Annotated in this window: 6 protein-coding genes; all 6 read left to right on the top strand. The window is 39.1% G+C overall.

All coding sequences use genetic code 11. The features are described 5' to 3' along the window. A partial coding sequence (locus ACY65O_RS14085) for a glycoside hydrolase family 43 protein (RefSeq protein WP_462221495.1) occupies positions 1-1,311 on the top strand: 1,311 nt, incomplete at its 5' end. 9 nt (positions 1,312-1,320) lie between these two features. Further along, positions 1,321-3,390: a glucuronyl esterase domain-containing protein gene (locus ACY65O_RS14090; protein WP_462221496.1), complete on the top strand. Its 2,070-nt coding sequence runs from the start codon at positions 1,321-1,323 to the stop codon at positions 3,388-3,390. Between the two features lie 10 nt (positions 3,391-3,400). Continuing rightward, positions 3,401-4,273 (top strand): alpha/beta hydrolase, encoded by an 873-nt coding sequence (locus ACY65O_RS14095; protein ID WP_462221497.1) that lies wholly within the window; start codon positions 3,401-3,403, stop codon positions 4,271-4,273. 38 nt (positions 4,274-4,311) lie between these two features. Next, positions 4,312-4,473, top strand: a complete 162-nt coding sequence (locus ACY65O_RS14100) for a hypothetical protein (RefSeq protein WP_462221498.1) — start codon at positions 4,312-4,314, stop codon at positions 4,471-4,473. Between the two features lie 136 nt (positions 4,474-4,609). Beyond that, on the top strand, positions 4,610-6,034 hold the full coding sequence (locus ACY65O_RS14105) for a Gfo/Idh/MocA family protein (protein WP_462221499.1): 1,425 nt from the start codon (positions 4,610-4,612) through the stop codon (positions 6,032-6,034). Positions 6,035-6,460: 426 nt separating this feature from the next. Beyond that, positions 6,461-6,930, top strand: a 470-nt coding sequence (locus ACY65O_RS14110; RefSeq protein WP_462221500.1) for an early set domain-containing protein, incomplete at its 3' end; no start/stop codon positions are given.

The raw sequence follows: 6,930 nt of genomic DNA on the forward strand, positions 1-6,930 counted from the left end.
AATGATGACATGAACCTCGAAAATGGAAGATCAACTTATGGCAGGGGTTCCTGGGCAAGCAGCATCCGTTATCATGATGGCAGTTTTTACGTAAGCACATTTTCGGCAACAAGTGGTAAAACACATATCTATACAACAAAAAATATAGAGCAGGGTATGTGGAAAGAAAAAGTGTTTAGTCCGGCACTGCACGACCATTCTCTTTTTTTTGATGATGACGGCAAGGTATACATGCTTTATGGCAACCGCAAATTAACATTGGTTGAATTAAATGAAGATGTTTCGGCCATCAAAGAAGGCGGCATTAACCAGGTGGTTATTGAAAACTCCACACTTCCCACTCATAGTTTAGGCAATAGTGTATTAGGAGAAGGTTCGCAATTGTTTAAAAAAGATGGCAAATATTATTTGTTCAATATCACATGGCCTAAAGACGGTATGCGTACTGTTGTTATTCACAGGGCAGATAAAATAACAGGCCCTTACGAAGGAAGAATTGCACTGCAGGATTTAGGCGTGGCACAAGGTGGTTTAATTGATACACCCGAAGGCCAGTGGTATGCTTATCTCTTTCGGGATTACGGCGCCGTTGGTCGTATTCCTTATCTTGTTCCCGTAAAATGGCAGGATGGCTGGCCAGTTCTTGGCATAGATAATAAAGTGCCGCAGCAATTAAACCTTGCTGCAAATAAAAGTTTAATTCCCGGCATTGTAGCGTCTGATGAGTTTAGCCGAAAAAAAAGAAATCAGGCATTACCGTTAGTTTGGCAATGGAACCATAACCCCGTTAATGAACTTTGGTCTGTTACGGAAAGGAAAGGTTATCTGCGTCTTAAAACCGGCAGGCCTGATACCTCTTTTTTATTAGCAAGAAATACATTAACACAGCGAACCATTGGCCCTGCATGTGCAGGCAGCATTGCGCTGGATGTTTCTAATATGAAAGACGGCGATTTTGCAGGCCTTTGCTTATTACAAAAAAATTATGGTGTAATAGGTGTAAAACTACAGGGCAGTAATAAAACAATTGTAATGATAAATGCTGGCAGTGGTAAAGCCGAAGAAATATTATCTGTTCCCCTAAACCAAAACGTAGTTTACTTAAAAGCACAATGCGATTTTACCGATAAAAAAGATATTGCCAATTTCTTTTTCAGCCTGGATGGAAAAAACTGGCTTACAGCTGGTACACAACTTAAAATGACATATACCCTTCCTCATTTTATGGGTTACCGGTTTGGCTTATTTAATTATGCAACCAAACAAACCGGGGGCTTTACAGATTTTGACTGGTTTAAAATAGAACAATAAAAAATTATTATGAAAAAAATAATATTCCTTCTCTTTATCGGTTTCTCATTAAACGGATATGCACAATTTAACCAGGCATGGCGTGGAAAAAAATGTGCCGTTGTGATTACTTACGATGACGCTATCAACGAACATTTGGATAATGCTCTGCCTGTTTTAGATTCGTTGGGGTTAAAAGCCACATTTTATATTACGGCCTTCTCTGCTTCCATGCAAACCCGGCTTAACGAATGGAAAAATCTTACCACCAAAGGGTACGAGTTAGGCAACCATACTTTATATCATCCCTGCATGGGTGGCGCCGGAAGAGAATGGGTAAGCAAAGATTATGACCTGGATAATTACAGTGTTAAACGTATGGTAGATGAAACCAGGATGACGAATCTTTTTCTGCAATCGCTGGATGGAAAAACAAAAAGAACATTTGCCTTTACCTGCGGTGATATGAAAATTGGCGACTCTTCATTTATCAATGGTATGAAAAATGATTTTGTTGCGGCAAGGGCTGTGCGTAATGAAATGCATAAAATAAATGAAGTGGATTTGTACAATGTAGATTGCTATGTGGTAAACAACCACAGTTTTGAACAAATGAAGGAATGGGTGGATAAATCTGTACAAACAAATTCATTACTGGTAATATTATTTCATGGTGTGGGTGGTGGCAACGGATTGAATGTTTCCATTGATAACCACCGCAAAATTCTTTCTTACATTAAGCAGCAGGAAAAAGATATCCTGATTGCACCTATGATTGAGGTAGCTGAACATATTAAATTATGGCAGGTAAATGATAAAGTTGCCAAAGCACAACAACAGGCAACACAAGCTGATTATGAAAATATGCTTGTACAATTGAACATTACTTCTACAAGGCCGGGGCCTTCCGGTAATCCATCTGCACCCAATGCTGCAAACAGCGATGAAGCTAAAGCCACACAATACACATCACTGCCCGACCCATTGGTTTTAGAAAATGGTAAAAAAGTAACCAATGCCAAAACATGGTGGAACAAAAGAAGGCCAGAAATTGCAGAAGACTTTAATAAAGAAATTTATGGCCGTGTGCCAAAAAATACTCCCAAAGTAAACTGGGAAGTTACCAGCACTATTGATACTGTTATTGGGGGTATTGCAGCAGTTACAAAAAATTTACTGGGGCATGTAGATAATTCATTGTATCCGCAACTGAAAGTAGACATACAACTTTCGTTAACCACACCAAAAAATAATAATAAAGCCGTTCCTGTAATTATGGAATTTGGATTCCTGTTTCCACCGGGCTTCAGGTTGCCGCCACCACCTGCGGGAACCCTTGTACAAAAAAGCTGGCAAGAGCAGGTGATTGAAAAAGGATGGGCCTTTGCAGTAATTGTACCTGCAAGTTACCAGGCAGATAATGGTGCAGGATTAACCCAAGGCATTATTGGTTTATGCAATAAAGGGCAAACCAGAAAACCCGATGATTGGGGTACACTCCGTGCATGGGCATGGGGTGCAAGCCGTGCAATTGATTATTTTGAAACAGATGCAACTGTTGATGCAAAAAAAATTGCTATTGAAGGTTTATCAAGATATGGAAAGGCTGCATTAGTTACAATGGCCTTTGAGCCAAGAATTGCAGTGGGCTGTATTGGTTCATCAGGTGCAGGTGGCGCAAAAATTTTACGCCGTATTTATGGCGAACAGGTGGAGAACCTTGCTTCAAGCGGAGAGTATCACTGGTTTGCAGGCAATTTTATTAAATATGCAGTAAATCCTTTAACACAAAACGATTTGCCGGTTGATGCACATGAACTGGTTGCACTTTGTGCACCAAGGCCGGTATTCATTAGTTCCGGTTCTCCCAATGTGGAAGGTAAATGGGTGGATGCAAAAGGAATGTTTTTAGGCGGTGCTTATGCCGGTCCGGTTTATACATTATTAGGTAAAAAAGATTTGGGCACAACAGCATATCCTGACGAACAAACATTGCTCGACAGTGGAGATATTGCGTTTCGCCAGCATAATGGCGGCCACACCATTGGGCCTAACTGGCCGTATTTTTTACAATTTGCATCAAGATATTTTACACCATAAAAAATATGTAATGAAGCATCTCTTTTTATTTATTGCAAGTACACTTGCAACTTTTCATGTAAAAGCACAGTACCCGGCAGTTACTATTCCAGGTTCCGAAGTAAGAACAATTACTTCCAAAATTGTTGTAGGGCAGGAATATCAATTACATATCCTGCTACCTGGCGGATATAAGAAAACTAATAAAAAATATCCTGTTGTTTATTTGATGGATTCGCAATGGGATTTTCCGTTGGTAAAATCCATTTATGGCCAGCAGTATTTTGATGGCTTTATTCCCGAAGTAATTATTGTTGGTGTTACATGGGGCGGCAATAATCCTAATCCCGATAGCTTACGGGCAAGAGATTATACGCCTACTAACGAAAGCAGGCAACCACAAAGCTGTGGTGCCGATAATTTTTTATCGTTTATTAAAAATGAACTATTTCCTTTTATGGAAACAAATTATACAACGGATGTAAATAACAGAACGCTGATGGGTTGTTCGTTAGGCGGTTTGTTTACTATGTACACATTGTTTACTCACCCCGAAATGTTTACAGGTTACGCAGCAGCAAGTCCCGCTATTGGGTGGGATAAAGAATTACTATATCAATACGAGAAAAAATATGTTGAAAACAAAAGTAACCCACCTGCAAAATTGTATATTACGATTGGTGATGTAGAAAGAAATGTACCAAATTTTGAAAAGATGGTATCGCATTTACAAAGCCGTAAATACACATCATTACAAATTACATCGAAAGTGCTTGAAAATACAGGACACTCTGGAACAAAAAGCGAAACGTACACCAGGGGCTTGCAATATATTTTTAAAACGCCCGATGTAAAAGTAGATGAAGTTATACTATCGAAATATGCTGGCACTTATCAACGGTAGCAGGAAATAATATTGAATTAAGAGTAGAAAATTATCAATTGGTATTGTATCTTAATGCAGCTAACAGGTATGTATTAAAGGCTTCATCGGATAAAACTTTTTATTCCACTGCTGAAATTTTAAATATAGTGATGAATGCGGATGGAAACGGATTTCAGTTAAACCGGTACGGCGATTCTCAATCTGCAACAAAAAAATAAATTTCAATAAGCATGCGGTTAAATTAATAATAGCGTTGTTTCATTTTACAAACAATACTTAAATAATTACGGCTTGATGAAAACTAAAACTAGGTTCATAAATAACGATTTCATTTTATAAACGAAATAGCCAAATATGAAAAAGAATAACTCCCCATTTGGTATTGGCGGCAACAAATCAACAGTTAGCAGAAGAGAATTTTTAAGTAAATCATTCAAAGCTACCATGGCAACAGGTATTGCTATGTCGGGTTTTCCAACAATACTACCTGCATCTGTATTTGGTAAAAATGCTCCAAGCAACCGTATAAATATTGCTGCAATAGGCGCAGGCCGCATAAGCCGAGGGCATGATATGCCAGGTGTATGGCAATATGATTACGCACAACTAATGGCAGTATGTGATTTAGATAGCCTTAGAGCAGAAGATGGGAAAAAATTAATTAATGACTATTATACCAAACGAGATGGTAAACCATTTGATGGTGTAAAAGCATATACCGATTATCGGGAGTTGTTACAAAGTAAAGATATTGATGCAGTACTCATTAGCACACCCGATCATACACATGCCATTATTGGTGTGGCAGCAGCAAGAGCAGGCAAACATATCTATATGCAAAAGCCTGCATCTCTCACAATTAAAGAAGGACGTATTATTAGTGATGTGGTGCAAAAAAGTGGTGTAAAATTTCAGATAGGAAGTCAGCAACGAAGTAGTGAACAATTTCGCTATGCAGCCGAGTTGGTTCGCAATGGAAGAATTGGCGAATTAAAAACGGTGTATGTTGGTTTGCCCGGCGATCCTTCTGGTGGAAAAAAAGAGGAGATGCCTATTCCAAAAAATTTGAACTACGACATGTGGTTGGCAGGCACACCTGAAGTTTATTATACCGAAGAAAGAGTGCATCCGCAAGTGGGCTATGGCCGTCCCGGTTGGCTGCGTTGCGAACAATTTGGTGCTGGTATGATTACTGGTTGGGGTGCCCATCATATTGATAGTGCACATTGGGGTATGGGTATGGAACGCAGTGGACCAGTAGAAGTGTGGTGTGATAAAGTTGATTTTGCAACCGGTGGCTTGTGGGATGTACATGGAATTTTTACAACAGCCGCTGTGTATGCTAATGGGGTAAAAATGATTGTAAGCAATGAATTTCAAAACGGAATAAAATTTGAAGGAACAGGAGGATGGATTTTTGTTTCAAGAGGCGACTACCAGGCTACCAGCAGCGACCCAACCAAGCCGGGCCCACAAGCAAAAAAATTAGATGCAAGTAATCCTAAAATTTTACAATCGGTTATTGGTATAAAGGAATTTCATTTTGAAATAAGTAAAGAACACCATGGCAACTGGTTGGAAGCCATCCGTGATAACAAATCACCCATTGCTCCTGTTGAAGAAGCACATAGGGCTTGCAGTGCTTGTTTGGTGCATCATATTGCTATGAAGTTGAAACGTAAATTATATTGGGATCCAAAGAAAGAAGAATTTAAAAATGATGATGAAGCTAATAAGATGTTGAGCAGACCACAGCGTAACGGGTATCAAGTAAAATAAATTTTATTAACTGGGCTGTAGTACTACTGCCAACTTCGTTGTTAACTTATTTGAATATTAGACAGGGAATGTCTGACAGGCAATTTCAGTTGGAAGAGTTCAAAGTCTTTTTTGATCCCTATCAGAATGCTTTGACCATTACTAACGGAAGATTAAAAATAGCTAAGCTAAAATAAATATTATAGAATCACAGAAATAAATGAGTAGAAGATTTTGGTAACCCGTTTTAACGGCAACAAAAAGAAAATTCCCGGCATTTGTGTAATATACTTCGCTGTGGTTTTTTGGTAGTTTAAGATTTGCGGCCTGTATAACTTGTAAAAGTTTGACACACATCAGACAAACAGAATAAAAATTTGCTTGACTATCTATAAACTACACTTTGGAAACTGCTCACAGATTTTTTTATTTCATAAAAACAAAAAAATGAACATCAAACCTTTATTATGGCTGCTGGTAATTTTAACAACAGGCATTACCAGTCTTGCACAAAACACTCCTCCTGCTGCCGTAATAGAAGACTTCAAACCTTCAACATTAAACCAGCCCGGTCAGGAATACCCGCAGGTAAATTCGCAGGGCTATGCCCGGTTTAAAATAATTGCACCATCTGCAGACAGTGTACGGGTGAGCCTGGGCCTTGGTGGAAGAGGCGGCACCAAACTTAAGCAAATGCCAGACACTTCCTGGATGGGAACCACCGAAGGCCCAATGGATGAAGGCTTTCATTATTACAATGTAAGAATTGACGGAGGAAAATTTAATGACCCCGGCGCATTAAATTTTTATGGCTCCATTCGTTGGGAAAGCGGCATTGAAATACCAGCGCACGACCAGGATTTTTATGCGCTAAAAAATGTACCGCATGGCCATGTGCAGCAACTGTTGTTTCCTTC

The sequence above is a fragment of the Ferruginibacter sp. genome, from assembly GCF_031430955.1.
Classification (GTDB): domain Bacteria; phylum Bacteroidota; class Bacteroidia; order Chitinophagales; family Chitinophagaceae; genus Ferruginibacter.

Excerpts from the sequence above, each read along its gene's own strand:
- ACY65O_RS14090 (WP_462221496.1), top strand. The coding sequence starts at position 1,321 with ATGAAAAAAATAATATTCCTTCTCTTTATCGGTTTCTCATTAAACGGA.
- ACY65O_RS14095 (WP_462221497.1), top strand. The coding sequence starts at position 3,401 with ATGAAGCATCTCTTTTTATTTATTGCAAGTACACTTGCAACTTTTCAT.
- ACY65O_RS14105 (WP_462221499.1), top strand. The coding sequence starts at position 4,610 with ATGAAAAAGAATAACTCCCCATTTGGTATTGGCGGCAACAAATCAACA.